Origin of the sequence: Streptomyces sp. SDT5-1 (assembly GCF_052245995.1) — a bacterium.
GTDB lineage: Bacteria > Actinomycetota > Actinomycetes > Streptomycetales > Streptomycetaceae > Streptomyces.
Genome location: NZ_CM125963.1, coordinates 4,110,436 through 4,133,201, shown reverse-complemented (window position 1 = coordinate 4,133,201; position 22,766 = coordinate 4,110,436). Strand labels below are relative to the sequence as shown.

Sequence of the window (22,766 nt, the reverse complement as noted above, 5' to 3'; positions counted from 1 at the left end):
CGCCCGGGGGGTCGTCGGCGTGCTCGGCTACGCTGACGCCCCTATGGACGCAGCACGCACGGACCACGCCGAAAACCCCGGCGCCCCGCTGCTGCGACTGCACCTTTTCGGCGGGTTCCGGGCGACCCGCGACGGCGGCCCCGCCCTCGCCGAACGCTGGCCGCGCCCCGGCGCCCGTGCCCTCGTCAAGCTGCTCGCCGTCGCCCCGGGACACCGCCTCCACCGCGAACAGGCCATGGACAGCTGCTGGCCCGACGCCGACCCGTCCTCCGCCGCGGGCAGCCTGCGCGTCGCGCTGCACGCCGCCCGGCACGCCCTCGAACCCGAACTCGCCCCGCGCGCCGCCTCCTCGTACCTCATCTCCGACGGCGGCATGCTCCTCCTCGACCCGGCGACCGTGTGGATCGACGCCGACGACGCGGAGGACGCGGCGCGGGCCGCGCTCGCGAGCGGGGGAGCGGACGAACTGGCTGCCGCGCTCGACCGGTTCACCGGCGAACTGCTCCCGGAGGATCGGTACGCGCACTGGGCCGACGAGCGCCGCGCACGGCTCGCGCTGCTCCGGGAGCGGCTGCTGCTCGCCCTCGCCGAGGCGCACCTCGCCGACGACGCCCCCGAGGCGGCCGCGAGCGCCGCCGAGCAGGTCCTCGCCACCAGCCCCGCGGAGGAACTCGCCCACCGCGTCCTCATCGACGCCTCCCTGCGCCAGGGCCTGCGACGCCGCGCGCTGCATCAGTACCACGCCTGCCGCGCGGCCCTGGAGACGGAGCTCGGCGCCCGCCCGGGCCCCGAGACGGAGCGCCTGCACCGGGCCGCGCTCGCCGCGGCGCCCGCCTCCGTACCGATCACGACAACGTTGCCAACACGGCTGCGGGCCGCCCCCGCCACCCCGCTGCACGGCCGCGACGCCGTGCTCGACCGGCTGCTCGACCCGGCGGGGCCACCGGTCACCCTGCTCACCGGCGAGGCGGGCGTCGGCAAGACACGGCTCGCGGGCGAGGCGGCGCGGCGGGCGGCGGACGCGGGCACGGCCGTGCTGTGGGGTGGCGGCCAGGACGCGGAGGGGCACACGCCGTACGGGGCGTTCGCCGAGGCACTCGACGGCTGGCTCGCCGAGCACGACGCGGCGCAGCGCGCCAGGATCGGCGCCGAGTACCCCGAACTGGCGGCGTTCCTGCCGTCGTTGGGGCAGGTCGGGGCGCCGGGCGGGCGCAGCCCCGAGGAGGAGCGCGACCGGCTGTTCCGGGCGGGCGCCGCGCTCCTCGGCGACCTGGCCGCCGCCCGGCCCGTGCTCGCCGTGCTCGACGACCTGCACGCGGCGGACACCGGCTCGTACCAGCTCATGAGCCATCTGGCGCGGCGGGCCGCGGACCGCGGGATCCGGCTCCGGTTCCTGGTGACGTACCGCGAGGAGGAGCTGCCCGAGGGCGACGCGCGCCGCTCGATCCTCGGCTTCCTCGTGCGTCAACGCCTCGCCGTACGAGAGGAGTTGGGGCTCCTCGACCGGGAGGCGTGCCTCGCCGTGGCGCGGGACGCGGCGGGCCCGCGCGCGGGCCGGGCCGAGCGCGTGTGGGAACTCGCCCTCGGCAACCCGCTGTTCGCCCTCGAACTCGCCCGCGACCTCGCCGCGGGCACCCCGGGAACGGGAACGCCCGAAGGCGTCAGGGAGCTGGTCGCGGACCGCCTCGTACGCCTCGACCCGGACGCCCGCCGACTCGTCGAGGCGCTGTCCGTGGCCGGGGGAGAGGCGGCCCTGACCGAACTCCTCGACGTCGCCGAGCGCGGACTGCGCCCGCCCGTCACCGGGGCCGCGGCCGCCGACGGCGTGGAGCGGGCGATCGGGGCGGCGCTGGTCGAGGAGCGGCAGGTCGTGGTGGCGGGGCGGCCCGAACCCGGCCTCGCCTTCCGGCACCCGCTGGTCCGCCTCACCTGCTACGAACAGCTGACCGCGGTCCGCCGCAGGCAGCTGCACGGCGCGTTCGCACAGGCCGTGCTCGACCGCCGCCCCGACGCCGTCGACGCGCTCGCCTCGCACTTCGCCCGCGCCGACGACCCGCGCGCCGCCGAGTACCTGCGCCGCGCCGCCGAACGCGCCGCCGCCCTCTACGCCAACGACACGGCCGACCGCTACTACCGCGACCTCGTCGCCCGCCTCGACGTCGACGCCGCCCGCGCCCGCCTGGCCTACAGTCAGGTCCTGTTCCGCATGGGCCACTTCGACGCGGCGGCCGACGCGCTCCGCCAGGCCCTCGCCGAGTTCGTCCGGCGCGGCGCCCACGACGACGCGGTGCTCACGGCGGCCCGCCTCGCCGAGTCCCTCGTCCGCACGGGCGCCCACGCCGCCGCGGCCGACGCGCTGCACGCCCACCCGCCGGGTCCGGACACCGCCCCAGAGCCCGTCGCCGCGCACCACCTCTCCCGCGCCGTGCTGCACGGCATCCGGGGCGGCTACGACGCCGGGTACGCGGCCGCCCGCAGCGCCCTCGACGCCGCGCACCGGGTGGCAGGCATCCGCGGCCAGGGCCTGCTCGCCCGCTCGTACTCCCTCCAGGCCACCAACCTCGGCCTCTCGGGGCGCCTCGCCGAGGCCCGCGAGGCCGGCGACCGGGCGCTCGCTCCCGCCGAGACGTACGGCGACCCGACGCTGCTCGGCACCGTCCTCTCCACCCGCAGGGAGAACGCGCGGCGGCACGGGCGGCTGCGCGAGGCCGTCGAGAGCGGCGAACGGGCCCTGGCGCTCGCCGACCGCTCGGGCAATCCGACGGCCGCCGCGTTCGAGCGCCTCAACCTGGCCGAACTGCGGCTGCTCCTGGAGGAGTTCGACGCCGCCGACGCGCTCGCCGAGGCCTCGGTCGCGCTCGCCGAGAGCGACGGCGCCTGGTGCCTGCCGTACGCGCTCGCGTCCCTCGCCCGGGTCAGGCTGCGCACGGGGGACACGGAGGCGGCTGCGCGGCTCCTCGACCGGGCCGCCCCTGCCGCCGAACATCGGGGCGACCGCCAGGCGCGCTACGAGGTCGGCACCGCGCGCGCCGAACTCGCCCTGCGCACCGGCCACCCCGAGGCCGCCCTGCGCGCGCTCGCCGGCTTCCCGGGCGACGCGCCGGTCCTCACCGCCTGGGCCCGGCTCCGCGCGGGCCGCCCGGAGGCCGCCCTCGGCCTCGCGCGCTCCGAGGCCGCCCGCGCCGAACGCACGGGCGAACGCCTGGCCGAGGTGGAGGCCCACCTGGCCCATGCGGCCGCCCTCGCCGTGCTGCCGTCCCCGGAGGCGGCGCGGCGGGCCCTGACCCGCGCCACCGACCTGGCCCGCTCCCTGCCGTATCCGGCGGGCCTGCGGGGAGCGGCCGAGGTGCGCGCCCTGCTGTCCGGTGGGTAGCTCGAACGATTGGCCCTGACGGGTGGGCGCCCCACCGCACCCGTATCCGCCGGTACGCGCGCACCGTTAACCGGGCATGATCTCAACTCGACGTGCCCTCAGCGCTGTCCTCCTCGCCGTCGGTGCCGCCGCGGCCACCGCCCCCGCGGCCCAGGCCGTGGAGCCCATCTCGCCCACCGGCACCATCGACTCGCTGTCGACGATCGCGCTCCCCGAGGACCAGAAGGAGCAGCTGCCCAGCACCGCGGAGCAGCTCCAGGGCCTCAACGACCTCAACAAGCTGAACGAGCTGCACCAGGCCACCGACCTCGTCGCGCCGGTCACCGGCCTGCTCCCGGCGATCCAGTAACGCGCGTACGACAAAGGGGCGGTGGACCGATCCGGTCCACCGCCCCTTTGTCGTGCCGCAGGGTGCAGGGCATGAAAAAGGGGCGGTCGCGCTCGCGCGACCGCCCCTCAGCCGGCTCAGTGGTTGCCGGTGCCGTTCCCCGTGAGGACCGGGATGTCGCTCAGCACGTGCGACAGCGGCTCGTCACCCTTGGCCTGGGTGGAGTTCTCGGTGCACTGCTGGTTCTGCGGCGCCGACAGGACCGGGATGTCCTGGACGGCGACCGGCACGAGACCGACGAGCGAGCCGACGTTGGCCTTGGCCGGCAGGCCGATGCAGGGCTTGTTCAGGGAGCCCTGGACCAGGCCGAGCTGCGGGCTCATGTCGCCCTTCGTGGCGGAGTTGCCGTACGTCTGCGACGCACCGTTGCCACTGGTGGACGTCGTGCCGCCGTCGTCGCCGATGGCGAGGGCCTGGGGGGCCGCGACCGCCGACAGGCCAGCGACGGAAGCAGCGATCGTGGCGGCTGCGAAGAGCTTCTTCTTCATGGGGGTGTTCCCTTTCGATACGCGCGCTCCGGACACGGAGCTACGGTTGGTCAACTGCATGGCATGACGAGCAGTTGCGGTCCGAAACCCGTTCGGACCATTCCCGCACGGGCCAATTGCAGGAGATTCGTCACTGTGCGCGGCCTCCCGAACATCCGGTCGCAGCGGATCAAAAGGCTCGTACAGCTACCTGAATCGGAACCTCAGTTGTTGCCCACGCCGTTACCGGCGAGAACCGGGATGTCCTCCAGGACGTGCGACAGCGGCTCGTCGCCCTTCGCCTGGGTGGAGTTCTCGGTGCACTGCTGGTTCTGCGGCGCCGACAGGATCGGGATGTCCTGGACCGAGACCGGCACGACACCGACCAGCGAACCGGCGTTGACCTTGGCCGGCAGGCCGATGCAGGGCTTGTTCAGGGAGCCCTGGATCAGCGCCATCTGCGGGCTCATGTTGCCGTACGTGGCGGAGTTGCCGTACGTCTGCGAGGCGTTGTTGCCGCTCTCGGACGTGGTCCCCGTGTCGTTGCCGACGGCCAGGGCCTGCGGGGCCGCGGCGGCCGCGACACCGACGAGAGAAGCGGTGGCAGCGGCGGCGGCCATAGCCTTCTTCAGCATGAGGAAATTCCCCTTCTTTTTCCGACTGGGAGCACTGGTATCAACTCCCTACGGCGTGATGGGTTGCTCACGTTCACTCGGAAGGGGCGTTGTTCGGGGCCGATTCCCGCAGAGGTTCGATGAAATGAATAACTGCCCGCGGTGTTCGCGTGCGCGTCTCCGATCGGGTGGATATGCGGAACTATTCCGGCGCCACACAGTTGCCCCCTGTGCAGTTACCGGTGCCTGTCAGAAAAGGAAGAACCATGCTCAAGAAGGCCATGGCCGCCGCCGCGGTCGCCGCGTCCGTCGTCGGTGTCTCCGCCGCCGCCGCTCCGCAGGCCCTCGCCATCGGCGACGACCAGGGGACGACGTCCACCAGCGGCAACGGCTCGTCGCAGACCTACGGCAACTCCGCCACCGAGGGCGACCTCAGCCCGCAGGTCGGCCTCGTCCAGGGCTCCCTGAACAAGGCCTGCGTCGGCCTGCCCGTCAAGGGCAACGTCGGCTCCCTCGTCGGTGGCGTCCCGGTCGCCGTCCAGGACATCCCGATCCTCTCCGCGCCGCAGAACCAGCAGTGCACCGAGAACTCCACCCAGGCCAAGGGTGACGAGCCGCTCTCGCACATCCTGAGCGACATCCCGGTCCTCGCGGGCAACGGTGTCGGCAACGGCTGATCCGTCGTAGGCGCACACGGCTCGGGCCGCCGGCTGACTCGTCAGCCGGCGGCCCGAGCTCTGTCATGGGGCGCCGAGCGGGAGGAGTCGAGGGGCGCCGGAGGCCACGGGGGCCGCCCTCCCGAACGGCGTGGAGCCGACGGCTGGCAGGAAGGCGGCGCGGCCGATCTCATGACGGCCCCCAGTGGAACACCGGGCCGCCGCCCCGGGAGAACCGCTTCACCCGTTCGCACACCACGTCACCCCAAAGGGTCCGTGGAACCCATGTGCCGCAAGGGGCGCCGACCTTCACAGATGCCCTGGTGACACGCGGTGCACCGGACATCGTCGCGAACCGTCACCCGTTCGGAGCCGCAACCCCTCGGGGTGACTCCCCGTTGCACCACGAGCCAGGCACCCCGCGCTGGCCGTACAGAACGATCCCCAAGGAGCATGCTTCATGTCGCGTACCGCGAAGGCAGTCGTCTTTTCCGCTGTGGCCGCCGCCGCCATGGCCGGCACCGCCGGCGTCGCAGCCGCCGACTCCGGCGCGCAGGGCGCTGCCACCAACTCCCCCGGCGTGATCTCGGGCAACGCCGTCCAGGTCCCGGTCCACATCCCGGTCAACGCCTGCGGCAACACCGTCGACGTCATCGGCCTGCTGAACCCGGCGTTCGGCAACACCTGCGCCAACGACTGACGGGTCTCGCCCGACTCTTCCGCAGCCGCCCCTCCCCGAGGGGCGGCTGCTCCGTTGTACGGGGTCTGTTGCGGCCCCTTCCCGGGATTTGGCGCGAATACGGCACACCCCTTCGCCGGGACGCTCGTTGAGCAATACGAAGCGAATTTTCCGAACCGATGACGCAAGTTGTCGAGGGAAGGCAGAAATAATGAAGGTCCTGAAGACCGCCGCCGTTGTTGCCGGATCGATGGCGATTGTCGGTGCCGCTGCTCCCGCATTTGCCTCGGACCTCACTCCGATGAGCCTGAACGGCGCGGTGAACACGATCACCAGCCAGCCGACGCTCGACGTCGCGCCGGTGGACAGCAACCTTCTCGACCCGAAGAACGAGGGCGGCGCGGTCAACACCGTCGGCCAGGCCGTCGAGGGGCTGAACAGCAGCGGCTCCGGCGCCACCGGCCTGCTGGGCGGTCTGCCCGCCGGCCAGTAGCCGCCGCCCTGAGGCCGGTTCGGGAACAGGTGTCCCGGACCGGCCTCAGCCATTTCCCCGACGGAAATGTGCTCCTCCGTTCGAGTGAACGGCGGCCAATTTCCCCAGTGGGTTTGGCTAGGCTTTTTCGGTGACTTCTACGACTTCGAGCGTGAGCAACGGCCCCGCATTTCGAGCAGCCGATCTGGGAACTCTGGCGGTCATCGCCTGGAGCGGCGAGCACAGCGACGGCAATGGCGACATTCCCTTTCTCCTCGCCTACTCCATGGGCGATTCGGCGGCCGGTCCCGAGGCCGCGGAGACGGCCGTGCGCGGCCTCCTGGAGACCAACGGCCTGACGGTCGGCACCACCGTCCACGACGCCGCGAGCCGGCCGAGCTTCCCCGTGTCGCTGCTGGTCGAGGCGGGCCAGGCCGTCGTCACGATGCCGCTCCTGAACGTCCAGTGCGCCGTGCCGCCCGAGTGGCTGGCGGCGGCGGAGGCCCGTAAGAGCGCGTACTTCATCTTCACCACGCGCGTGTGGCCCACGGCGACGCCCGGCGCCCCGGTCGGCGAGAAGGAGCTCCAGGAGTTCATCGGCGACGAGGAGACGCTGCTGGCCTCCGCGCACTGCCTGCTGCCGATCCGGCGCGTGCGCGCGTGAGGCCGCGATGAGCGCCGAAGCAGCCGTCGACCGCGGCGCCGCGCCCACGTCCGCGCCGGCGGGGCACCGGTCGGGGAACCGGCACCGCAGCACCGGGAGCGTGAGCGTCGGGGGCGACCGGGTCCTCGCCTGGCTCCTCGTCGTCACGGGCGCCGCGGGGGTGCTGGCGTCCTGGGTCATCACCCTCGACAAGTTCAAGCTGCTCGAGGACCCGAACTTCACGCCCGGGTGCAGCCTGAACCCGGTGGTCTCCTGCGGCAACATCATGAAGAGCGAGCAGGCCGCCGCGTTCGGCTTCCCCAACCCGATGCTGGGCCTCGTCGCCTACGGACTCGTGGTCGGCGTCGGCGTCAGCCTGCTGACCGGGGTGCGGTTCCCCCGCTGGTACTGGCTGACCTTCAACGCGGGCACGCTGTTCGGCGTCGGCTTCGTGACCTGGCTGCAGTTCCAGTCGCTGTACCGGATCAACTCGCTGTGCCTGTGGTGCTGCCTGGCCTGGGCTGCGACCATCACCATGTTCTGGCACCTCGTCGCGTTCAACGTCCGCAGCGGCTTCCTGCCCGCGGGCCGCGGCGCCCGGGCCTTCTTCACGGACTTCGCCTGGGTGCCGGCCGCCGTCCACCTCGGCGTCGTCGGCATGATGATCCTGACCCGATGGTGGGATTTCTGGACGAGCTGACGGACACGCCCTCCGATGGCCGAATTCTCCCGATTCGCGCGCGAGGGCGGTGTGATGGGCACGTCATATTCCCTCACCTCTCAAGGGAGCAACGATGCGTCTTCGCGTCTTCGCGGCCGCGGCCGCGCTCGCCGGAACCGCCGTTCTGGGCTCTGCCGCCATGGCCTCCGCCACGGACGGCCCCGACGGCGCCAGCGCCTCGGGCGTGGCCCAGAACAGCCCGGGCGTCCTGTCCGGCAACGTCGTGCAGGTGCCGATCGACGTGCCCATCAACCTGTGCGGCAACACGGTCAACGTGATCGCCGGTCTCAACCCGGCGGGTGGCAACGCCTGCGTCAACGACTGAGGTATCGACCCTCGGCTCTGACGAACGGCGTCCGGAACGGCCTCGGCCGTCCCGGACGCCGTTTTCCGTTTTTCCGTGCGCCGGCTCCCCGCTTTCCGGCGCAAAACTGTCGCTCGATCGAGGGTGAGTGGCGGTTCCGGCCGTATCCGGGGCCCGACAGCGGTCAGGACAAGATCAACGGTGCTCGACGACGCGAGGCACCGTTTTCCTGTCTCCGGAGGTACTCACCCGTGCTCATCGCCATCGTCGTCGCCGCGCTCGCCCTGATCGCGGGGCTCGCGGCCAACCGCTATCTGCGGCCGAGACTGCTGACCGAGGACGACGACTCGGGCATGGCCGTCAAAGACCTCGTGGGGCCCCTCCTCACCCTGACCGTCCTGCTGCTCGCCTTCGTCCTGGTCACGGCCAACGGCTCGTACGGGAAGGCCGAGGTCGCCGCGCGGGGCGAGGCGCGCGCCCTGGACCAGCTCGTGGAGACCGCCGAGTACGCCCCCGCGAAGCAGCGCTCCGCCATCCAGGCCGACGCCGCCTGCTACGCCCGCGCCGTACGGGTCAAGGAGTGGCCCGAGATGGCCGACGGGAACGGGAACGGCTCCAAGGTGCCCAGCGTGTGGTCCACCGACATGCGGCGCAATTTCCGCCCCCTGGAGGGCGAACCGGCCTTCGGCATGCTGGTCAGCGCCGACACCAAGCGTTCCGAGGAGCGCTCCGAACGGCTCACCCAGGCGACCGCCAGCATCCCGACCGCGATCTTCTGGTTCCTGCTGGCGGTGCTCGCGGTGACGGTGGTCGCGCTCGGCATCTGCCTGCCCCGCAAGAACAACCGCGGCCAGCTGGCCGCCCTCACCCTGGTCACGGTCCTGCTGACGGCGACGCTCTGCATCATCCGCGACGTCGACCGCCCCTTCGGCGGCATCGTCGACGTACGACCGACGGCGATCAGCGACGTCGAATCCCAGGCCATCCGCGACTTCCACGCGCACGACAGGGCGGCGCAACTCCCGTGCGACGCGAACGGCAAGCCCACGCAGTCCTGACGCACGCACAAACAGGCGAGGCGCCCACCGTCTCCGGTAGGCGCCTCACCTGCTGTTTTGGCTGTCGGGGTGGCGGGATTTGAACCCACGACCTCTTCGTCCCGAACGAAGCGCGCTGCCAAGCTGCGCCACACCCCGATGTCGTTGTTCCGCTTCCTGTCCTGCAGGTCGCGGCGACGTCGTTTACTTTAGCGGACTGTCGGCCTGAGACGAAATCCGGTTTCGCGGGGCCAGGGTCAGCAGGGTCGCCTCGGGCGGGCAGGCGAAGCGGACGGGGGTGTAGCGGTTGGTGCCGCAGCCCGCGGAGACGTGGAGGTAGGACGTGTTCCCGGCCGCCTCGTGGGTCGACAGGCCCTTGACGCGGTCCGTGTCCAGGTCGCAGTTGGTGACGAGGGCGCCGTAGAAGGGGATGCAGAGCTGGCCGCCGTGGGTGTGCCCGGCGAGGACCAGCGGGTAGCCGTCCGCGGTGAAGGCGTCCAGGGTGCGCAGGTACGGGGCGTGCACGATGCCCATGGAGAAGTCGGGGCCGGGGAGCGGGCCGCCGGCCACCTCCGCGTAGCGGTCGCGCTTGATGTGGGGGTCGTCGAGGCCGGTGAGGCCGATCTCCACGCCGGCCACCTTCAGGGAGCCGCGGGTGTTGGTGAGGTTCACCCAGCCCGCCTCGTCGAAGCCGTCGCGCAGGTCCTCCCACGGGTTGTGGATGGCACCGGTGATGGGCGCGTTCCCGTTCAGGCCGTGCTTGCCGGAGGCCTTCTGCTTCAGGTAGCGGGCCGGGTTGAGGAGCCGGGGGCCGTAGTAGTCGTTGGAGCCGAAGACGTACGCGCCGGGGAACTCCATCAGCGGACCGAGCGCGTCGAGGACCTCGGGGACGCCCTCGGTGTCGGACAGGTTGTCGCCCGTGTTGATCACGAAGTCGGGGCGGAGTCCGGCCAGCGACTGGAGCCAGCGGCGCTTCTTGTGCTGGCCGCTGACCATGTGGATGTCGGAGACCTGGAGGACCCGCAGCGGGCGCATTCCGGCAGGCAGGACCGGGATCGTGACCCTTCGCAGGCGGAAGGAGCGGGCCTCGAAGCCCGCCGAGTAGATCAGGCCAGCGGCGCCCGCCGCCGCGATGCCTGCCGTCACCTTCAGGGGAATCCCGTATCGAGCGCGCATGGTTACATCGTGTCAGACCGGTGGTGCCCCCGAAATCAGCGGGCGGCAGGCGCCGCGCACCTGCGACAATCAAGTCATGACCACGCTCAAGTCCAAGCTGCAGGACGACCTCAACGCCGCGATCAGGGAGCGTGACGAGCTGCGCTCCTCGACGCTCCGGCTGACCCTCTCCGCGATCACCAACCAGGAAGTCGCGGGCACGGAGAAGCGTGAGCTGACCGACGACGAGGTGCAGAAGGTGATCGCCAAGGAGGCGAAGAAGCGCCGCGAGGCGGCCGAGGCCTTCGAGAAGGCGGGCCGCGCCGAGTCGGCGACCCGGGAGAAGGCGGAGGGCGAGGTGCTCGCCGAGTACCTGCCGCAGCAGCTGAGCGACGCCGAGCTGGAGCAGATCGTCGCGCAGGCGGTCGAGGAGGCGAAGGCCGCGGGCGCCGAGGGCCCGAAGGCGATGGGCCAGGTCATGAAGATCGTGAAGCCGAAGGTGGCGGACCGGGCGGAGGGCGGCCGGGTCGCCTCCACGGTGAAGCGGCTTCTGGGCTGACCGCACCGCCGACGACGTAAAAGAGGGCGCACCCCGTGCGGGGTGCGCCCTCTCTTCGTACCGCGGCAGCGGGTCAGTGGCGGCCCCAGCCACCCCCGTGCCCGTTCCCGTTCCCGCCGCCGATCAGGTCCGGCGGGAGGGAGACGTCGGGGAGCGGGTCGGTGTCGCCGTTGCCCCCGTCGTCGCCGGGCTCGGGCTTGTCGCCCTTGTCCTTGCCCTTGTCCTTCTTCTTGTCCGGGTCCGGGATGTCCACCTTGTTGAAGGTGGGCGCCTCCTTGCCGGAGAGCGCGCCGGTCATGGCGTCGCGCCAGATCGGGCCCGGGGTGTCGGCGCCGAAGACCTTGTCGTGGTACTGGCCGCCGATGGTGATGTTGGTCATCTGGACGGCCTGCGAGGCGCTGCCGACCCAGACGGCGCCGGAGAGGTTCGGCGTGTAGCCGGCGAACCAGGCGTTCTTGCGGCCGTCGGTGGTACCGGTCTTGCCCGCGTTGTCCCGGCCGCTGAGGCCGGCCGCCTTACCGGTACCGGAGTCGATCACGCCGCTGAGCAGCGTATTGATCTTGTCGGCTGTGGACTCGGACATCGCGCGCGTGCACTTCGTCTTCGGCACGTCGAGCGCCTTGCCGTTGGGGTCCGTGATCGAGTCGATGGCGACCGGCGTGCAGTACGTGCCGCGGTTGGCGAACGCCGCGTACGCGGAGGCCATCGTGAGCGGCGAGAGGCCGGTGGAGCCGAGGGTCATCGAGGAGGGCACCTCGTCGACCTTCTTGCCGTTGCCCTGGACCACGCCGAGCTTGTCGGTCATCTTGACGACCGGGCACATGCCCATGTCGCCGATCATCTGCACGAAGTACGTGTTGATGGACTTGGCCATCGCCTCCTTGAGGCGATAGGGGCCGACCTCCGACTCGTTCTCGTTCTCCAGCTTGTACCCGCCGTCGTTGACCCACGGCTTGCCGCTGCACGTCTGTACGCGGCTCGGGTAGGGCATCTGGTACGGCGCCGGGTACTGCTTCGTGACCGGCGTGCCCTTCTCCAGGGCGGCGGCCGCCACGAACGGCTTGAACGTCGAACCGGTCGGGAAGCCCATGTACGAGCCGCCGTACTTCTGGTTGACGGAGTAGTTGATCTCCGTCTCGTTCTTGCTGTTGTCGGAGCCGTACGGCTTGGACTGGCCCATGCCGAGGACCTTGCCGGTGCCGGGCTCGACGAAGGCGCCCGCGGCGGCGACCTTGTCCGTCTTGTAGACGTGCTGCTTGACCGAGGACTCCACGGAGTCCTGCGTCTGCGGGTCGAGCGTCGTCTTCACCGTGAGGCCGCCGCGGTTCCAGATCTTGGCGCGCTCCTCGGCGGTCTTGCCGAAGGTCGGGTCGTTGAGGAAGACGTTCTTGACGTAGTTGCAGAAGAAGGCGGCGCCGCGGGATGCGGTGATGCAGCCGTTCTGCGGGCGGCTGACCTTGAGGCCGAGCGGGGTCTCCTTGGCCTTGTCGGCCTCGGTCTGCGTGATGTCGTGCGTCTCGGCCATCCGCTGGAGCACGACGTTGCGCCGCTTCTTCGCCTCGGCCTCGTCGTTGACCGGGTCGTAGCGGCTGGGGGACTGCACGATGCCGGCGAGCATCGCCGACTCCTGCACGTTCAGGTCCTTGGCCGGCTTGGAGAAGTAGCGCTGGGCCGCGGCCTCGACGCCGTACGCCTGCTGACCGAAGTACGTGATGTTCAGGTAGTTGTTGAGGATCTTCTTCTTGCCGACCTCGTTCTCCACCTGGATCGCGTACTTCAGCTCCTTGACCTTGCGGCCGATGGTCTGCTGAGTCGCCTGCGCCAGCTTGGTCGGGTCGTCGCCCGCCTCTTCCATGAAGACGTTCTTCACGTACTGCTGGGTGAGGGTGGAGGCGCCCTGGGAGACGCCGCCGTTCTGCGCGTTGGCGTTGATCGCGCGCAGGATGCCCTTGGCGTCGACGGCGCCGTGCTCGTAGAACCGCGAGTCCTCGATCGCGACGATCGCCTTCTGCATGTACGGCGAGATGTCGTCGAGCTTCACGACCGTGCGGTCGCGCGAGTAGACGGTCGCGATCTTTCCGCCCTGGTTGTCCAGGATCGTGGTGCGCTGGCTCAGGGGCGGGGTCTTCAACGTCGCCGGGATCTCGTCGAATCCCTCGACCGAGCCCTTGGCGGCGAGACCGAGCGCGCCTGCGGCGGGCAGGGCGATCCCGGCGAGGACGGCTCCGGCGAGCACGCTGACTCCGAGGAACTTGGCGGCCTGTTGGGCCGGCGAAAGGCCGCCGCCACCGCTCGAGCGCTTCTTTCCCATACGGGGCAGCCTACGTGTCGATTCTCCGGACAGGCGTATATGCCTTGGCCTAAGCTGCACTCAACTGTCACAGCAGTGCGGTCTCGTATCAAGATGCGGGACGACCCCGAATCGTTCCCGGCGCGTACGACGTGCCTCTTGTAGTCATTTCCGGACCCTTCCGCGGCGCTCCGCGCGGGGTTCGGGAGGTGTCCGAATCCGCCTCGTGTGTCACTCGACGCCCGTTGTGACTCAAGTGAACTGTCCTGGTTTGCCGGGGTTATTACGCATGTCCCCCGGTCACTCCGTCGGGTGATCTGCCGCTTACGCATAGTCCGTTCGGACCATTCAAGATTGGGCCCGAAGGGGGTGTTGCGCTGTGCCCACCTTCCGTAACGTCCTCAACTGGCGGCGGTGAATATGCCGCTGCCGCCGTGGGGGAGCCTCGATTCGGGAGAGGACGGCGCCGGTATGGGCTGGGTAGTCGACTGGAGTGCGCAGGCGGCCTGCCGCACTACCGATCCGGACGAACTGTTCGTTCAAGGAGCAGCGCAGAACCGGGCGAAGGCGGTGTGCACGGGATGCCCCGTGCGGACCGAGTGCCTGGCGGACGCGCTGGACAATCGCGTCGAGTTCGGCGTGTGGGGTGGCATGACGGAGCGGGAGCGCCGCGCGTTGCTGCGCAGGCGGCCGACGGTCACCTCGTGGCGCAGGTTGCTCGAGACGGCGCGCACGGAGTACGAGCGCGGCGCGGGCCTGCTGCCCGTGGAGCTGGAGAACGACGAGACGTACGAGCGGTACGCGGCCGTCGGCTAGACGGGGCGCCGCTGGACGGGGTGCCGCGCGGCACCGGTCACATCGACCACGTACGGCTCATGAAGCTGCTCCGGCCGGAGTGCCACCGGCCGCGAGCCGTTCTCCGATGTCCCTGAGGCCTGCCAGGTCGTGCACGTCGCCGGGCAGGGCCGCGACCTCGGTCACGGCGACCTCGGGATGCAGCGCGGTGAAGCGGTCACGTGTGCGCTGTTCGCGCGCGACCACCTGCATGCGCTCGGCGTGCAACCGCAGGAGTCCCGCGGTCAGTTGTTCCATGCTGGGCTCGGCCGTGGGGCCGGCCTCGGAAGGCTCTGCGGACGGCTCGGGGGAAGCCTCGGGGAGTGCCTCGGGAGTGGCACGACCCTCTTCCTTCCCGCCCGTCTGATCCACAATGCGGCGCTCGTCAAGATTTTCCGCGGCGGCGAGGGCCCGCTCGGCCGAGAGCCGGGAGGCACCGCTGCCGTGCACCCGGTTCAGTACGAGACCGGCGAGCGGCATCTTCTCCGCGGCCAGCCGCTCCACGAAGTATGCGGCCTCGCGCAGCGCGTCCCGCTCGGGCGCGGCGACCACGAGGAACGCGGTGCCGGGCGCCTGGAGCAGCTTGTACGTGGCGTCCGCGCGGGTGCGGAAGCCGCCGAACGTCGTGTCCATCGCGGCGACGAACGTCTGCACGTCCCGCAGCAGTTGACCGCCGAGCAGCTTGCCGAGGGTGCCGGTCATCATCGACATCCCGACGTTCAGGAACTTCATGCCCGCGCGCCCGCCGACCTTCGCGGGCGCCATCAGGAGCCGGATCAGCTTCCCGTCGAGGAAGGAGCCGAGCCGGGTCGGCGCGTCCAGGAAGTCGAGCGCGGAGCGCGAGGGCGGGGTGTCGACGACGATCAGGTCCCACTCGTCGCGCGAGCGCAGCTGGCCCAGCTTCTCCATCGCCATGTACTCCTGCGTGCCCGCGAAGCCCGCCGAGAGCGACTGGTAGAAGGGGTTGGAGAGGATCGCCCTCGCGCGCTCGGCGTCCGCGTGCGCCTCGACGATCTCGTCGAAGGTGCGCTTCATGTCGAGCATCATGGCGTGCAGCTCGCCGCCCGACCCGTTGTCGATGTCCTTCACCTGGCGCGGCGTGTTGTCCAGTGAGTCGATGCCCATGGACTGGGCGAGCCTGCGGGCCGGGTCGATGGTGAGGACGACGACCTTGCGGCCGCGCTCGGCGGCGCGCAGCCCCAGGGCGGCGGCCGTCGTGGTCTTGCCGACCCCGCCGCTGCCGCAGCACACCACGATGCGGGTCTCCGGGTCGTCGAGCAGCGGGTCGACGTCGAGCGAGGCGCGCGGATCCAGCGTCATCGAAACGGTCCCCTAAATCCCTTGCTGTCGCAGTTCCTCGGCGAGCGTGTAGAGCCCGGAGAGGTCCATGCCCTCGGTGAGCAAGGGCAGTTCGTGCAGCGGGAGGCCCGCCGCGGCGAGCTGGTCGCGCTGGGCGCGCTCCAGCGCGTAGCGCTCGGCGTACTCGCCGGCCTGGGCGAGCAGCGGGCCGACGAGCCGCTTGGCGCTGCCGAGGCCGGCCGCCGTCAGGGCCTCGGTGACGGCGGGGCGGACCTCGCCGTCCCGGGTCAGCGCGAGGGCGGGTTCCCCGAGGAGCGCGGGTCGCACCATGTTCACCATGATCCTTCCCACCGGGAGCTTCGCGGCGCGCAGCTCGGCGACCCCGTCGAGGGTCTCCTGCACCGGCATCTCCTCCAGGAGCGTCACCAGGTGCACGGCCGTCTCGCGCGACTTGAGGACCCGCATCACGGCCTGCGCCTGGTTGTGTATCGGGCCCATCTTGGCGAGGCCCGCCACCTCGTCGTTCACGTTCAGGAAGCGGGTGATGCGGCCGGTGGGCGGGGCGTCCATCACCACGTAGTCGTAGATGTACCGCCCCTGCTTGTCCTTGCGGCGGACGGCCTCGCAGGCCTTGCCGGTCAGCAGGACGTCCCGCAGGCCCGGCGCGATGGTGGTCGCGAAGTCGATCGCGCCCAGCTTCTTGAGGGCGCGGCCCGCGCCGCCCAGCTTGTAGAACATCTGGAGGTAGTCGAGCAGCGCCAGTTCGGGATCGATGGCGAGCGCGAACACCTCTCCGCCACCGGGCGCGACGGCGATCTTCCGCTCCTCGTAGGGGAGCGCCTCCGTCTCGAAGAGCTGTGCGATGCCCTGTCTGCCCTCCACCTCCACGAGGAGAGTGCGCTTTCCCTCGGTCGCGAGGGCGAGCGCGAGCGCGGCGGCGACCGTGGTCTTTCCGGTCCCGCCCTTGCCGCTGACGACCTGGAGCCTGCTCACGTATTCGAGCCTAACCAGAAGGTACGACATCCACGCAGCAGCCTCCGGAACGCTTCGGCCACGCGCGGCGGATACAGTCGGCCCCATGGCAAAGAAGTGGGAATACGCGACCGTGCCGCTCCTCGTGCACGCGACGAAGCAGATCCTGGACACCTGGGGCGAGGACGGCTGGGAGCTGGTCCAGGTCGTGCCGGGGCCGAACAACCCCGAGCAGCTGGTGGCGTACCTGAAGCGGGAGAAGGAAGCGTGAGCGGGGTCGTCGACGCCCGGCTCGCCGAGCTGGGCCTGACGCTGCCGCCCGTGGTCCCTCCGGTGGCCGCGTACCAGCCGGCCGTGCAGTCCGGCGTGTACGTCTACACGGCGGGCCAGCTGCCCATGGTCGACGGCAAGCTGCCGCTGACCGGCAAGGTCGGCGACGAGGTCACCGACGAGCAGGCCAAGGACCTGGCCCGCACCTGCGCGCTGAACGCGCTGGCGGCCGTGAAGTCCGTCGCCGGTGACCTGGACCGCATCGCGCGTGTCGTGAAGGTCGTCGGCTTCGTCGCCTCCGCCACCGACTTCACCGGCCAGCCCGGCGTCATCAACGGCGCGAGCGAGCTGCTCGGCGAGGTCCTCGGCGACAAGGGCGTGCACGCGCGCAGCGCCGTCGGCGTCGCCGTGCTGCCCCTGGACGCGCCGGTCGAGGTCGAGATCCAGGTGGAGCTCACCGAGGCGTGAGCCGCTGACGTACGTGTGCGTGGTCGAGGGGCCGTCCGATCTTGGTTTCGGGCGGCCCCTCGAACATCCGGGCGTCAGCGGTTAGCCTCCGGCCATGGCAAATGGGCAGTGGTATCCCCCCGAGTGGCCGGAACGCATCCGTGCGCTCGCCGCCGGCACGCTCACGCCCGCGACGCCGCGCCGCGCCGCGACGGTGATGCTGCTGCGGCAGGACACCGCCGTCGAAGGCGTCGAGGTGCACATGCTCCGGCGCCGTACGTCGATGAAGTTCGCGGCCGGTGCCTACGCGTATCCGGGTGGCGGCGTCGACCCCCGCGACGACGACCGGCTCGTCCGCTGGGCGGGCCCCACGCGCGCGGAGTGGGCCGAAAGGCTCGGGGTGCCGGAGTTGGAGGCCCAGGCGATCGTCTGCGCGGCCGTGCGGGAGACCTTCGAAGAGGCGGGCGTGCTGCTCGCCGGGCCGACCCCGGACACCGTCGTGGACGACACCACGGGGGAGCGGTGGCAGGCCGACCGGCAGGCGCTGATCGACCGGGAGCTGTCCTTCGCCGAGTTCCTGGACGAGCGGGGCCTGGTGCTCCGCTCCGACCTGCTGGGGGCCTGGGCCCGCTGGATCACCCCGGAGTTCGAGCCACGCCGCTACGACACATGGTTCTTCGTGGCCGCCCTCCCGGCGGGCCAGCGCACCAGCGACGACTCCTCCGAGGCCGACCGCACGGTGTGGATCGCGCCGGGGCGTGCCGCGGCGGCGTACGACCGGGGCGAGCTGACGATGATGCCGCCGACGATCGCCACGCTGCGCACCCTGGAGGCGTACGACGACGTGCGCGGCGCCCTCGGAGGCGCGACGGGCCGCGATCTGACGCCCGTCCTGGCCGAGGCGCGCATGGAGGCGGACGAGCTCGTGCTGTCCTGGCCGGGGCACGACGAATTCACCAAGCACATCCCCACGGGGAAGAGCGAGAGCGACGGGGGAACCTCCGCATGACCGAAGCAGCCGCCCTCCCCGGCCAGCCGCGCGGCGGGGTCCTCACCGGCCCCGCCACCGCCCGCGCGATCAACGTACTGGCGCCGAACCCGTCCGCCATGACGCTCGACGGCACCAACACCTGGATCGTCGCCGAACCGGACAGCGACCTCGCCGTCGTGATCGACCCGGGCCCGCTCGACGACGAACACCTGCGCAACGTCATGGGCGTCGCCGAGAAGGCGGGCAAGCGGATCGCCCTCACGCTCCTCACGCACGGGCACCCGGACCACGCCGAAGGGGCGGGCCGGTTCGCCGAGTTGACCGGGACGAAGGTGCGGGCGCTCGACCCGGCGCTGCGGCTCGGCGACGAGGGCCTGGCCGCCGGTGACGTGATCACGACGGGCGGCATGGAGCTGCGCGTCGTACCGACGCCGGGGCACACCGCGGACTCGCTGTGCTTCCATCTCCCGGCCGATCGGGCCGTGTTGACCGGGGACACCGTCCTGGGGCGCGGCACGACCGTGGTGGCCCATCCGGACGGCCGCCTGGGCGACTATCTGGACTCGCTGCGGCGGCTCCAGTCCCTGACGGTCGACGACGGGGTGCACACGGTGCTGCCGGGGCACGGTCCCGTCCTGGAGGACGCGCAGGGCGCCGTGGAGTTCTACCTCGCGCACCGCGCGGGCCGGCTCGCCCAGGTGGAGACGGCCGTCGAGAACGGGTACGTGTCGGCGCCCGACGTCGTGGCGCACGTGTACGCGGACGTGGACCGCTCGCTGTGGCCCGCGGCCGAGCTGAGCGTCCGCGCCCAGCTCGAGTACCTGCGCGACCACGGGCTGATCTAGGCGCCGCTGGGCGCCCACGTGATGTCGAGGGCGGCGAGGCGCGGCGGGTCGGCGATGATGTCGACGCCGACGACCCTGCCGTCCTGGAACGTGAAGGCCAGCACGGCGACGACCTGTCCGCGCGGCGCCTGCACGATCCCCATGCCGTCGTTGACGAACGCCGGGTACGCGGCCTGCGCCAACTTCCCGTAGAAGGCGGCCTGCTTGGCCACCGCGAGGCTGCCGCGGAGCAGCCCCGTGGCGGTGCCGGGGCCCGCGTCGACGCGCAACAGGACGTCCGGGTCGAGCAGTTCGAGCAGCGCCTCGAAGTCGCCTACGCGCGTGGCGGCCAGCCAGGCGTCGACGACCTCGCGCTGGCGCGCCACGGACGTCGCGGGCGGCACGGTCGCGCCCTGCACGCGGCGGCGCGCCCTGCTGGCCAGCTGCCGGGTCGCCGCGGGGGTGCGCTCCACGATGGGCGCGAGCTCCTCGAACGGCACGGCGAACATGTCGTGCAGCACGAAGGCGAGCCGTTCGGCCGGGGCGAGGGTGTCCAGGACGACGAGCAGCGCGAGCCCGACGGAGTCCGCGAGCTCGGCCTCGTGCACGGGGTCGGCGGGACGGACCACCGGGTCGGGCACGTGCGTCTCGGCGGAGCCGTCCTCCAGGGGCTCCTCGCGGCGCGCACTGCGGGCCCGCAGCATGTCCAGGCAGATCCGGCCGACGACGGTGGTCAGCCAGCCGCTCAGGTTCCGCACGTCGTCCGTGTCGGCGCGCTGGAGCCGCAGCCAGCCCTCCTGGACGGCGTCCTCCGCCTCGCTCAGCGATCCGAGCATCCGGTACGCCACGGAGCGAAGTCGTCCGCGCTCTTCCTCGAAACGGGTGACGAGTTCGGCCGACCGGGTCATGACGTGGCTCCCCCTGTGTGCGCTGTCGTGGGTACCGCTCGTACTGCAGTTCGTACTGCTACGGAGACGGGTCCCGCCACGAGGAGTGGCGGGACCCGTCTACGGAGGCGTGGTGTCGCGGTCAGCGCGAACGCTTCGCGAGGCGCTCCACGTCGAGGAGGATCACGGCGCGGGCCTCCAGGCGGAGCCAGCCGCGGCCCGCGAAGTCGGCGAGCGCCTTGTTGACCGTCTCGCGGGAGGCGCCGACCAGCTGGGCCAGCTCTTCCTGCGTCAGGTCGTGCACGACGTGGATGCCCTCCTCGGACTGCACACCGAAGCGGCGCGACAGGTCGAGGAGCGCGCGGGCCACACGGCCCGGCACGTCGGAGAAGACGAGGTCGGACATCTGGTCGTTGGTCTTGCGCAGGCGCCGGGCGACGGCGCGCAGCAGGGCCGTGGCCACCTCGGGGCGGGCGCTCAGCCAGGGCTGGAGGTCGCCGTGGCCGAGGCCGAGGAGCTTGACCTCGGTGAGGGCGCTCGCGGTGGCGGTGCGCGGTCCCGGGTCGAAGAGCGAGAGCTCGCCGATCAGCTCGCCGGGGCCGAGGACGGCCAGCATGTTCTCGCGGCCGTCGGGGGAAGTGCGGTGGAGCTTCACCTTGCCCTCGGTGACCACGTACAGGCGGTCTCCGGGGTCGCCCTCGTGGAACAGGGCGTCGCCGCGTGCGAGGGTCACCTCACTCATGGAGGCGCGGAGCTCCGCGGCCTGCTCGTCATCGAGCGCCGCGAAGAGCGGGGCGCGCCGCAGAACGTCGTCCACGAGTTTCTCTCCTATGTCGCCTGCATCGGGACCGGACCCGATCGACTCGACCGGATCGCCCCGGTTGTCGATCATTTCCACTGCCCATTTTGCCGGACGGTCCAAACAGTGTGATCAGTCACTCGTACACAAGTCTGCCGCACCCGCGCCACAACCCGAGGGGGAGGGGGCCAATCGTGGAGCGATCCGGTGGCTTCGGGGCGGATGTCAGTGCCGGGCTTTAGGCTGGCCGAGTGTTCAAAATGCCGGTGAGAGCGCAGGCGGAGGGGGCTGTGAGGGTGTCGAGCGACCGTGATTCCGCTGTGGGCGAACAGGCATCGAATGCCTCGCCCACGCCCGTACTCACGTCCGAGTTCGTCCAGGGGAAGGCCGCCTAGCCGATGTCCGCGCCTGCGAAGAAGACCGCCGCGAAGGCCGTCGCGAAGAAGGCGGCCGTGCCGAAGAAGGCCGAGTCGCACACGGCGCTCGTGCGTCGCGCCCGGAAGATCAACCGGGAGCTCGCGGAGGTCTACCCGTACGCCCACCCCGAGCTGGACTTCGAGAACCCCTTCCAGCTCCTCGTGGCCACGGTCATGTCGGCCCAGACCACGGACCTGCGGGTCAATCAGACGACGCCGGCCCTGTTCGCCAAATACCCGACCCCCGAGGACCTGGCCGCGGCCAACCCGGAGGAGGTCGAGGAGCTGATCCGGCCGACCGGCTTCTTCCGCGCCAAGACCCGCTCGATCATGGGCCTGGCCAAGGCGCTGAGCGAGGAGTTCGGCGGCGAGGTCCCGGGCCGCCTCGAGGACCTCGTCAAGCTGCCCGGCGTGGGCCGCAAGACGGCCTTCGTGGTGCTGGGGAACGCGTTCGGGAGGCCCGGCATCACCGTCGACACACACTTCGGCCGCCTCGTGCGCCGCTGGAAGTGGACCGAGGAGACGGACCCGGACAAGGTCGAGGCGGCCGTCGGCGCGCTCTTCCCGAAGAGCGACTGGACGCAGCTCAGCCACCACGTGATCTTCCACGGCCGCCGCATTTGCCACGCCCGCAAGCCGGCCTGCGGCGCCTGCCCGATCGCCCCGCTCTGCCCGGCGTACGGGGAGGGCGAGACGGACCCGGAGAAGGCGAAGAAGCTCCTGAAGTACGAGAAGGGCGGCTTCCCCGGCCAGCGCCTCAAGCCCCCGCAGTCCTACCTGGACGCGGGCGGGCTCCCGGCGCCGCCCCTGGCCGGCCGGGAGGCATGACGGACCGCATCGAAGGGCAGCCGGGGCACGGCCCGGGCCCAGCACACCGCGAGGGGGCGGCGATGAAGCACGTGAGCGAGATCGGCGGGATCGGCGGGGCGGAGGGGACGGCGCACGGGCCGGGCGGCCCGCCGCCCTTCGACGTCACGCTCGGCACCGACGGCCTCCCCGAGTGGCTCGACCCCGTGGCGCACGCCGCCGCCACGGTCCGCGGGGAGCAGCTCAGCCGCTTCCTGCCGCCGGAGAGCGGGGCGGGCCGGCAGTCGGCCGTGCTGATCCTGTTCGGCGACGGGGAGCGCGGCCCCGAGCTGCTGCTCATGGAGCGCTCGGGCTCGCTCCGCTCGCATGCGGGCCAGCCCTCGTTCCCCGGCGGCGCCCTCGACCCGGAGGACGGCGACCCGGGCGCCGAGGGACCGCTGCGCGCCGCCCTGCGGGAGGCGTGGGAGGAGACCGGGCTCGATCCGGGCGGCGTCCAGCTCTTCGGCGTGCTGCCGAAGCTCTACATCCCGGTGAGCGGCTTCGTCGTCACGCCCGTACTGGGGTGGTGGCGGGTGCCCTCACCCGTCGCGGCGGTCGACCCGGCGGAGACGGCACGCGTCTTCACGGTCCCCGTGGCGGATCTCACGGACCCGGAGAACCGGGCGACGACGGTCCACCCGAGCGGCCACAAGGGCCCGGCCTTCCTGGTGGAATCGGCGCTGGTCTGGGGGTTCACCGCGGGCGTGATCGACAGACTGCTGCACTACGCGGGGTGGGAGCGCCCCTGGGACCGATCAAAGACGGTGCCACTCGATTGGCGGTCGTGACAGGGTGGTCGCCGTGAACGAGGAGCAGGGGCCGA

25 protein-coding genes and 1 tRNA gene are annotated in these 22,766 nt (G+C 71.5%); 17 read left to right on the top strand and 9 right to left on the bottom strand.

From position 1 onward, the window contains the following. The first annotated feature begins 43 nt into the window (after nt 1-43). Together ACTWJ8_RS19080 and ACTWJ8_RS19075 are read left to right on the top strand one after the other, a co-directional pair. Complete coding sequence (locus ACTWJ8_RS19080; protein ID WP_443264631.1) at nt 44-3,373, top strand: ATP-binding protein; 3,330 nt, start codon at nt 44-46, stop codon at nt 3,371-3,373. Between the two features lie 76 nt (nt 3,374-3,449). Further along, nucleotides 3,450-3,722 (top strand): hypothetical protein, encoded by a 273-nt coding sequence (locus ACTWJ8_RS19075; RefSeq protein WP_443264629.1) that lies wholly within the window; start codon nt 3,450-3,452, stop codon nt 3,720-3,722. Nucleotides 3,723-3,838: 116 nt separating this feature from the next. On the opposite strand, the gene ACTWJ8_RS19070 is transcribed toward ACTWJ8_RS19075, so the two are convergent. Both ACTWJ8_RS19070 and ACTWJ8_RS19065 read right to left on the bottom strand, forming a co-directional pair. Further along, nucleotides 3,839-4,249: a rodlin gene (locus tag ACTWJ8_RS19070; RefSeq protein WP_356387142.1), complete on the bottom strand. Its 411-nt coding sequence runs from the start codon at nt 4,247-4,249 to the stop codon at nt 3,839-3,841. A 203-nt stretch (nt 4,250-4,452) separates the two neighbouring features. Next, nucleotides 4,453-4,863 carry a rodlin gene (locus ACTWJ8_RS19065; protein WP_443264627.1) on the bottom strand — a complete coding sequence of 137 codons (411 nt, stop codon included), beginning with the start codon at nt 4,861-4,863 and terminating at the stop codon, nt 4,453-4,455. Nucleotides 4,864-5,108: 245 nt separating this feature from the next. On the opposite strand from ACTWJ8_RS19065, the gene ACTWJ8_RS19060 reads away from it, so the two are divergent. The 7 genes from ACTWJ8_RS19060 to ACTWJ8_RS19030 all read left to right on the top strand — a co-directional run bounded on the left by ACTWJ8_RS19060 (nt 5,109) and on the right by ACTWJ8_RS19030 (nt 9,375). Further along, the gene (locus ACTWJ8_RS19060; protein ID WP_356387148.1) at nt 5,109-5,519 is read left to right on the top strand and encodes a rodlin; all 411 of its coding nucleotides are present in this window, start codon (nt 5,109-5,111) and stop codon (nt 5,517-5,519) included. A gap of 439 nt (nt 5,520-5,958) precedes the next feature. Further along, nucleotides 5,959-6,198, top strand: coding sequence for a chaplin (locus ACTWJ8_RS19055; protein WP_356387151.1), 240 nt, complete (start codon nt 5,959-5,961; stop codon nt 6,196-6,198). Nucleotides 6,199-6,388: 190 nt separating this feature from the next. Continuing rightward, entirely contained in the window at nt 6,389-6,670 is a 282-nt protein-coding gene (locus ACTWJ8_RS19050; protein ID WP_356387154.1) for a hypothetical protein, read from the top strand. 130 nt (nt 6,671-6,800) lie between these two features. Next, complete coding sequence (locus tag ACTWJ8_RS19045) at nt 6,801-7,313, top strand: DUF5949 family protein (RefSeq protein ID WP_356387157.1); 513 nt, start codon at nt 6,801-6,803, stop codon at nt 7,311-7,313. 7 nt (nt 7,314-7,320) lie between these two features. Further along, nucleotides 7,321-7,992: a vitamin K epoxide reductase family protein gene (locus ACTWJ8_RS19040; RefSeq protein WP_356387160.1), complete on the top strand. Its 672-nt coding sequence runs from the start codon at nt 7,321-7,323 to the stop codon at nt 7,990-7,992. 94 nt (nt 7,993-8,086) lie between these two features. After that, the gene (locus tag ACTWJ8_RS19035) at nt 8,087-8,338 is read left to right on the top strand and encodes a chaplin (RefSeq protein ID WP_356387163.1); all 252 of its coding nucleotides are present in this window, start codon (nt 8,087-8,089) and stop codon (nt 8,336-8,338) included. Between the two features lie 230 nt (nt 8,339-8,568). After that, nucleotides 8,569-9,375 (top strand): bestrophin-like domain, encoded by an 807-nt coding sequence (locus ACTWJ8_RS19030; RefSeq protein WP_356387166.1) that lies wholly within the window; start codon nt 8,569-8,571, stop codon nt 9,373-9,375. A 64-nt stretch (nt 9,376-9,439) separates the two neighbouring features. On the opposite strand, the gene ACTWJ8_RS19025 is transcribed toward ACTWJ8_RS19030, so the two are convergent. Together ACTWJ8_RS19025 and ACTWJ8_RS19020 are read right to left on the bottom strand one after the other, a co-directional pair. Continuing rightward, a tRNA-Pro gene (locus tag ACTWJ8_RS19025) sits at nt 9,440-9,513 on the bottom strand. Nucleotides 9,514-9,558: 45 nt separating this feature from the next. Continuing rightward, nucleotides 9,559-10,530, bottom strand: coding sequence for a metallophosphoesterase (locus ACTWJ8_RS19020; protein ID WP_356387169.1), 972 nt, complete (start codon nt 10,528-10,530; stop codon nt 9,559-9,561). A 76-nt stretch (nt 10,531-10,606) separates the two neighbouring features. Here ACTWJ8_RS19020 and ACTWJ8_RS19015 point away from each other — a divergent pair, with 76 nt between their 5' ends. Continuing rightward, entirely contained in the window at nt 10,607-11,068 is a 462-nt protein-coding gene (locus ACTWJ8_RS19015) for a GatB/YqeY domain-containing protein (RefSeq protein ID WP_356387172.1), read from the top strand. Between the two features lie 73 nt (nt 11,069-11,141). Here ACTWJ8_RS19015 and ACTWJ8_RS19010 read toward each other — a convergent pair whose 3' ends face one another. Next, a complete protein-coding gene (locus ACTWJ8_RS19010; RefSeq protein WP_443264626.1) occupies nt 11,142-13,379 on the bottom strand; it encodes a transglycosylase domain-containing protein in 2,238 nt (745 codons plus the stop codon). Nucleotides 13,380-13,829: 450 nt separating this feature from the next. Here ACTWJ8_RS19010 and ACTWJ8_RS19005 point away from each other — a divergent pair, with 450 nt between their 5' ends. Beyond that, nucleotides 13,830-14,174, top strand: a complete 345-nt coding sequence (locus tag ACTWJ8_RS19005) for a WhiB family transcriptional regulator (RefSeq protein WP_356387178.1) — start codon at nt 13,830-13,832, stop codon at nt 14,172-14,174. A gap of 57 nt (nt 14,175-14,231) precedes the next feature. Here ACTWJ8_RS19005 and ACTWJ8_RS19000 read toward each other — a convergent pair whose 3' ends face one another. Both ACTWJ8_RS19000 and ACTWJ8_RS18995 read right to left on the bottom strand, forming a co-directional pair. Then, the gene (locus ACTWJ8_RS19000) at nt 14,232-15,512 is read right to left on the bottom strand and encodes an ArsA family ATPase (RefSeq protein WP_356387181.1); all 1,281 of its coding nucleotides are present in this window, start codon (nt 15,510-15,512) and stop codon (nt 14,232-14,234) included. A gap of 12 nt (nt 15,513-15,524) precedes the next feature. Beyond that, complete coding sequence (locus ACTWJ8_RS18995; protein ID WP_356387184.1) at nt 15,525-16,484, bottom strand: ArsA family ATPase; 960 nt, start codon at nt 16,482-16,484, stop codon at nt 15,525-15,527. An 85-nt stretch (nt 16,485-16,569) separates the two neighbouring features. On the opposite strand from ACTWJ8_RS18995, the gene ACTWJ8_RS18990 reads away from it, so the two are divergent. From ACTWJ8_RS18990 to ACTWJ8_RS18975, 4 genes are all read left to right on the top strand, one after another. Next, complete coding sequence (locus ACTWJ8_RS18990; protein WP_356387187.1) at nt 16,570-16,734, top strand: DUF4177 domain-containing protein; 165 nt, start codon at nt 16,570-16,572, stop codon at nt 16,732-16,734. Further along, nucleotides 16,731-17,201 (top strand): RidA family protein, encoded by a 471-nt coding sequence (locus ACTWJ8_RS18985; RefSeq protein ID WP_356387189.1) that lies wholly within the window; start codon nt 16,731-16,733, stop codon nt 17,199-17,201. Before ACTWJ8_RS18990 ends, ACTWJ8_RS18985 begins: the two co-directional genes overlap by 4 nt. 94 nt (nt 17,202-17,295) lie before the next feature. After that, nucleotides 17,296-18,189 (top strand): NUDIX hydrolase, encoded by an 894-nt coding sequence (locus ACTWJ8_RS18980; RefSeq protein WP_356387192.1) that lies wholly within the window; start codon nt 17,296-17,298, stop codon nt 18,187-18,189. Continuing rightward, on the top strand, nt 18,186-19,016 hold the full coding sequence (locus tag ACTWJ8_RS18975; protein ID WP_356387195.1) for an MBL fold metallo-hydrolase: 831 nt from the start codon (nt 18,186-18,188) through the stop codon (nt 19,014-19,016). Before ACTWJ8_RS18980 ends, ACTWJ8_RS18975 begins: the two co-directional genes overlap by 4 nt. Here the strand turns inward: ACTWJ8_RS18975 and ACTWJ8_RS18970 are convergent. Together ACTWJ8_RS18970 and ACTWJ8_RS18965 are read right to left on the bottom strand one after the other, a co-directional pair. Then, entirely contained in the window at nt 19,013-19,903 is an 891-nt protein-coding gene (locus ACTWJ8_RS18970) for a sigma-70 family RNA polymerase sigma factor (RefSeq protein ID WP_356387197.1), read from the bottom strand. The two genes, ACTWJ8_RS18975 and ACTWJ8_RS18970, sit on opposite strands and share 4 nt — an antisense overlap. 121 nt (nt 19,904-20,024) lie before the next feature. Beyond that, complete coding sequence (locus ACTWJ8_RS18965) at nt 20,025-20,699, bottom strand: Crp/Fnr family transcriptional regulator (protein WP_356387200.1); 675 nt, start codon at nt 20,697-20,699, stop codon at nt 20,025-20,027. A 380-nt stretch (nt 20,700-21,079) separates the two neighbouring features. On the opposite strand from ACTWJ8_RS18965, the gene nth reads away from it, so the two are divergent. Both nth and ACTWJ8_RS18955 read left to right on the top strand, forming a co-directional pair. Further along, nucleotides 21,080-21,925 (top strand): endonuclease III, encoded by an 846-nt coding sequence (nth, locus tag ACTWJ8_RS18960; RefSeq protein WP_443264624.1) that lies wholly within the window; start codon nt 21,080-21,082, stop codon nt 21,923-21,925. 62 nt (nt 21,926-21,987) lie between these two features. Further along, nucleotides 21,988-22,731, top strand: coding sequence for an NUDIX hydrolase (locus ACTWJ8_RS18955; protein WP_443264935.1), 744 nt, complete (start codon nt 21,988-21,990; stop codon nt 22,729-22,731). Nucleotides 22,732-22,766 lie beyond the last annotated feature (35 nt).

What these genes read in the sequence shown, in the direction of transcription:
- ACTWJ8_RS19080 (WP_443264631.1), top strand. Translation starts at nt 44, where the DNA reads ATGGACGCAGCACGCACGGACCACGCCGAAAACCCCGGCGCCCCGCTG.
- ACTWJ8_RS19075 (WP_443264629.1), top strand. Translation starts at nt 3,450, where the DNA reads ATGATCTCAACTCGACGTGCCCTCAGCGCTGTCCTCCTCGCCGTCGGT.
- ACTWJ8_RS19070 (WP_356387142.1), bottom strand. Translation starts at nt 4,249, where the DNA reads ATGAAGAAGAAGCTCTTCGCAGCCGCCACGATCGCTGCTTCCGTCGCT.
- ACTWJ8_RS19065 (WP_443264627.1), bottom strand. Translation starts at nt 4,863, where the DNA reads ATGCTGAAGAAGGCTATGGCCGCCGCCGCTGCCACCGCTTCTCTCGTC.
- ACTWJ8_RS19060 (WP_356387148.1), top strand. Translation starts at nt 5,109, where the DNA reads ATGCTCAAGAAGGCCATGGCCGCCGCCGCGGTCGCCGCGTCCGTCGTC.
- ACTWJ8_RS19055 (WP_356387151.1), top strand. Translation starts at nt 5,959, where the DNA reads ATGTCGCGTACCGCGAAGGCAGTCGTCTTTTCCGCTGTGGCCGCCGCC.
- ACTWJ8_RS19050 (WP_356387154.1), top strand. Translation starts at nt 6,389, where the DNA reads ATGAAGGTCCTGAAGACCGCCGCCGTTGTTGCCGGATCGATGGCGATT.
- ACTWJ8_RS19040 (WP_356387160.1), top strand. Translation starts at nt 7,321, where the DNA reads ATGAGCGCCGAAGCAGCCGTCGACCGCGGCGCCGCGCCCACGTCCGCG.
- ACTWJ8_RS19035 (WP_356387163.1), top strand. Translation starts at nt 8,087, where the DNA reads ATGCGTCTTCGCGTCTTCGCGGCCGCGGCCGCGCTCGCCGGAACCGCC.
- ACTWJ8_RS19020 (WP_356387169.1), bottom strand. Translation starts at nt 10,530, where the DNA reads ATGCGCGCTCGATACGGGATTCCCCTGAAGGTGACGGCAGGCATCGCG.
- ACTWJ8_RS19015 (WP_356387172.1), top strand. Translation starts at nt 10,607, where the DNA reads ATGACCACGCTCAAGTCCAAGCTGCAGGACGACCTCAACGCCGCGATC.
- ACTWJ8_RS19010 (WP_443264626.1), bottom strand. Translation starts at nt 13,379, where the DNA reads ATGGGAAAGAAGCGCTCGAGCGGTGGCGGCGGCCTTTCGCCGGCCCAA.
- ACTWJ8_RS19005 (WP_356387178.1), top strand. Translation starts at nt 13,830, where the DNA reads ATGGGCTGGGTAGTCGACTGGAGTGCGCAGGCGGCCTGCCGCACTACC.
- ACTWJ8_RS19000 (WP_356387181.1), bottom strand. Translation starts at nt 15,512, where the DNA reads ATGACGCTGGATCCGCGCGCCTCGCTCGACGTCGACCCGCTGCTCGAC.
- ACTWJ8_RS18990 (WP_356387187.1), top strand. Translation starts at nt 16,570, where the DNA reads ATGGCAAAGAAGTGGGAATACGCGACCGTGCCGCTCCTCGTGCACGCG.
- ACTWJ8_RS18980 (WP_356387192.1), top strand. Translation starts at nt 17,296, where the DNA reads ATGGCAAATGGGCAGTGGTATCCCCCCGAGTGGCCGGAACGCATCCGT.
- ACTWJ8_RS18975 (WP_356387195.1), top strand. Translation starts at nt 18,186, where the DNA reads ATGACCGAAGCAGCCGCCCTCCCCGGCCAGCCGCGCGGCGGGGTCCTC.
- ACTWJ8_RS18970 (WP_356387197.1), bottom strand. Translation starts at nt 19,903, where the DNA reads ATGACCCGGTCGGCCGAACTCGTCACCCGTTTCGAGGAAGAGCGCGGA.
- nth (WP_443264624.1), top strand. Translation starts at nt 21,080, where the DNA reads ATGTCCGCGCCTGCGAAGAAGACCGCCGCGAAGGCCGTCGCGAAGAAG.
- ACTWJ8_RS18955 (WP_443264935.1), top strand. Translation starts at nt 21,988, where the DNA reads ATGAAGCACGTGAGCGAGATCGGCGGGATCGGCGGGGCGGAGGGGACG.